This is a genomic window from Pseudomonas fluorescens (assembly GCF_902497875.1).
Lineage (GTDB): Bacteria > Pseudomonadota > Gammaproteobacteria > Pseudomonadales > Pseudomonadaceae > Aquipseudomonas > Aquipseudomonas fluorescens_BR.
Genome location: NZ_CABVHY010000069.1, coordinates 1 through 3,190, shown reverse-complemented (window position 1 = coordinate 3,190; position 3,190 = coordinate 1). Strand labels below are relative to the sequence as shown.

1 rRNA gene and 1 other annotated feature (1 of these 2 cut by a window edge) are annotated in these 3,190 nt (G+C 50.5%); the gene reads right to left on the bottom strand.

Annotation, left to right across the window (positions count from 1 at the left end):
• Nucleotides 1-1,162 (bottom strand) — a sequence feature (most likely nonfunctional fraction of RNA operon); it reaches 233 nt to the left of the window's first position.
• A 315-nt stretch (nt 1,163-1,477) separates the two neighbouring features.
• Nucleotides 1,478-3,016 (bottom strand): 16S ribosomal RNA (locus F8N85_RS33335).
• Between the last annotated feature and the right edge of the window lie 174 nt (nt 3,017-3,190).

Genomic DNA, 3,190 nt, shown 5'->3' with positions numbered 1-3,190 from the left:
GTGATACCCGTAGCTTCGGTGTATGGTTTGAGCCCCGTTAAATCTTCCGCGCAGGCCGACTCGACTAGTGAGCTATTACGCTTTCTTTAAAGGGTGGCTGCTTCTAAGCCAACCTCCTAGCTGTCTAAGCCTTCCCACATCGTTTCCCACTTAACCATAACTTTGGGACCTTAGCTGACGGTCTGGGTTGTTTCCCTTTTCACGACGGACGTTAGCACCCGCCGTGTGTCTCCCATGCTCGGCACTTGTAGGTATTCGGAGTTTGCATCGGTTTGGTAAGTCGGGATGACCCCCTAGCCGAAACAGTGCTCTACCCCCTACAGTGATACATGAGGCGCTACCTAAATAGCTTTCGAGGAGAACCAGCTATCTCCGAGCTTGATTAGCCTTTCACTCCGATCCACAGGTCATCCGCTAACTTTTCAACGGTAGTCGGTTCGGTCCTCCAGTTAGTGTTACCCAACCTTCAACCTGCCCATGGATAGATCGCCCGGTTTCGGGTCTATTCCCAGCGACTAGACGCCCTATTAAGACTCGCTTTCGCTACGCCTCCCCTATTCGGTTAAGCTCGCCACTGAAAATAAGTCGCTGACCCATTATACAAAAGGTACGCAGTCACCCAACAAAGTGGGCTCCCACTGCTTGTACGCATACGGTTTCAGGATCTATTTCACTCCCCTCTCCGGGGTTCTTTTCGCCTTTCCCTCACGGTACTAGTTCACTATCGGTCAGTCAGTAGTATTTAGCCTTGGAGGATGGTCCCCCCATATTCAGACAAGGTTTCTCGTGCCCCGTCCTACTCGATTTCATGACTAAGAGATTTTCGCGTACAGGGCTATCACCCACTATGGCCGCACTTTCCAGAGCGTTCCGCTAATCTCAAAGCCACTTAAGGGCTAGTCCCCGTTCGCTCGCCACTACTAAGGGAATCTCGGTTGATTTCTTTTCCTCAGGGTACTTAGATGTTTCAGTTCCCCTGGTTCGCTTCTTACGCCTATGTATTCAGCGTAAGATACCTAACTTATGTTAGGTGGGTTCCCCCATTCAGACATCTCCGGATCAAAGTCTGTTTGCCGACTCCCCGAAGCTTTTCGCAGGCTACCACGTCTTTCATCGCCTCTGACTGCCAAGGCATCCACCGTATGCGCTTCTTCACTTGACCATATAACCCCAAGCAATCTGGTTATACTGTGAAGACGACATTCGCCGAAAATTCGCAATTACTCACAAATTTTACCTTAGCCTGATCCGTTACCAGTGAAAGTAACGTCCAGTCTATCTTTCTATCACATACCCAAATTTTTAAAGAACGATCTAATCAAAAAGATCAGAAATCAACATTCACCATCAATTGATGGAATGCTCATTTCTAAGCTTTAAAACAAAAAAAGCCTCTCTTTAATGAGAAACTTTATCGTCTTCTTCAATGAATCAAGCAATTCGTGTGGGAACTTATGGAGCAGCTGATGTCGTCGATTAAGGAGGTGATCCAGCCGCAGGTTCCCCTACGGCTACCTTGTTACGACTTCACCCCAGTCATGAATCACACCGTGGTAACCGTCCTCCCGAAGGTTAGACTAGCTACTTCTGGTGCAACCCACTCCCATGGTGTGACGGGCGGTGTGTACAAGGCCCGGGAACGTATTCACCGCGACATTCTGATTCGCGATTACTAGCGATTCCGACTTCACGCAGTCGAGTTGCAGACTGCGATCCGGACTACGATCGGTTTTCTGGGATTAGCTCCACCTCGCGGCTTGGCAACCCTCTGTACCGACCATTGTAGCACGTGTGTAGCCCAGGCCGTAAGGGCCATGATGACTTGACGTCATCCCCACCTTCCTCCGGTTTGTCACCGGCAGTCTCCTTAGAGTGCCCACCATTACGTGCTGGTAACTAAGGACAAGGGTTGCGCTCGTTACGGGACTTAACCCAACATCTCACGACACGAGCTGACGACAGCCATGCAGCACCTGTCTCAATGTTCCCGAAGGCACTCCGCTATCTCTAGCAGATTCATTGGATGTCAAGGCCTGGTAAGGTTCTTCGCGTTGCTTCGAATTAAACCACATGCTCCACCGCTTGTGCGGGCCCCCGTCAATTCATTTGAGTTTTAACCTTGCGGCCGTACTCCCCAGGCGGTCAACTTAATGCGTTAGCTGCGCCACTAAGAGCTCAAGGCTCCCAACGGCTAGTTGACATCGTTTACGGCGTGGACTACCAGGGTATCTAATCCTGTTTGCTCCCCACGCTTTCGCACCTCAGTGTCAGTATCAGTCCAGGTGGTCGCCTTCGCCACTGGTGTTCCTTCCTATATCTACGCATTTCACCGCTACACAGGAAATTCCACCACCCTCTACCATACTCTAGCTTGACAGTTTTGAATGCAGTTCCCAGGTTGAGCCCGGGGATTTCACATCCAACTTAACAAACCACCTACGCGCGCTTTACGCCCAGTAATTCCGATTAACGCTTGCACCCTCTGTATTACCGCGGCTGCTGGCACAGAGTTAGCCGGTGCTTATTCTGTCGGTAACGTCAAAACACTTACGTATTAGGTAAATGCCCTTCCTCCCAACTTAAAGTGCTTTACAATCCGAAGACCTTCTTCACACACGCGGCATGGCTGGATCAGGCTTTCGCCCATTGTCCAATATTCCCCACTGCTGCCTCCCGTAGGAGTCTGGACCGTGTCTCAGTTCCAGTGTGACTGATCATCCTCTCAGACCAGTTACGGATCGTCGCCTTGGTGAGCCATTACCCCACCAACTAGCTAATCCGACCTAGGCTCATCTGATAGCGCAAGGCCCGAAGGTCCCCTGCTTTCTCCCGTAGGACGTATGCGGTATTAGCGTCCGTTTCCGAACGTTATCCCCCACTACCAGGCAGATTCCTAGGCATTACTCACCCGTCCGCCGCTCGCCACCAGGTACAAGTACCCGTGCTGCCGCTCGACTTGCATGTGTTAGGCCTGCCGCCAGCGTTCAATCTGAGCCATGATCAAACTCTTCAGTTCAAACATCTTTGGGTTTTTAAGAAACCCTAAACTTGGCTCAGCAATCGTTGGTTACATCTTTGATTTCTCGCGGAGTAACTTGTGATGCTGATAATCTTGTTGACTATCAGTCTGACTCCACAAGCACCCACACGAATTGCTTGATTCAGTTGTTAAAGAGCGGTTGGTTAAGAT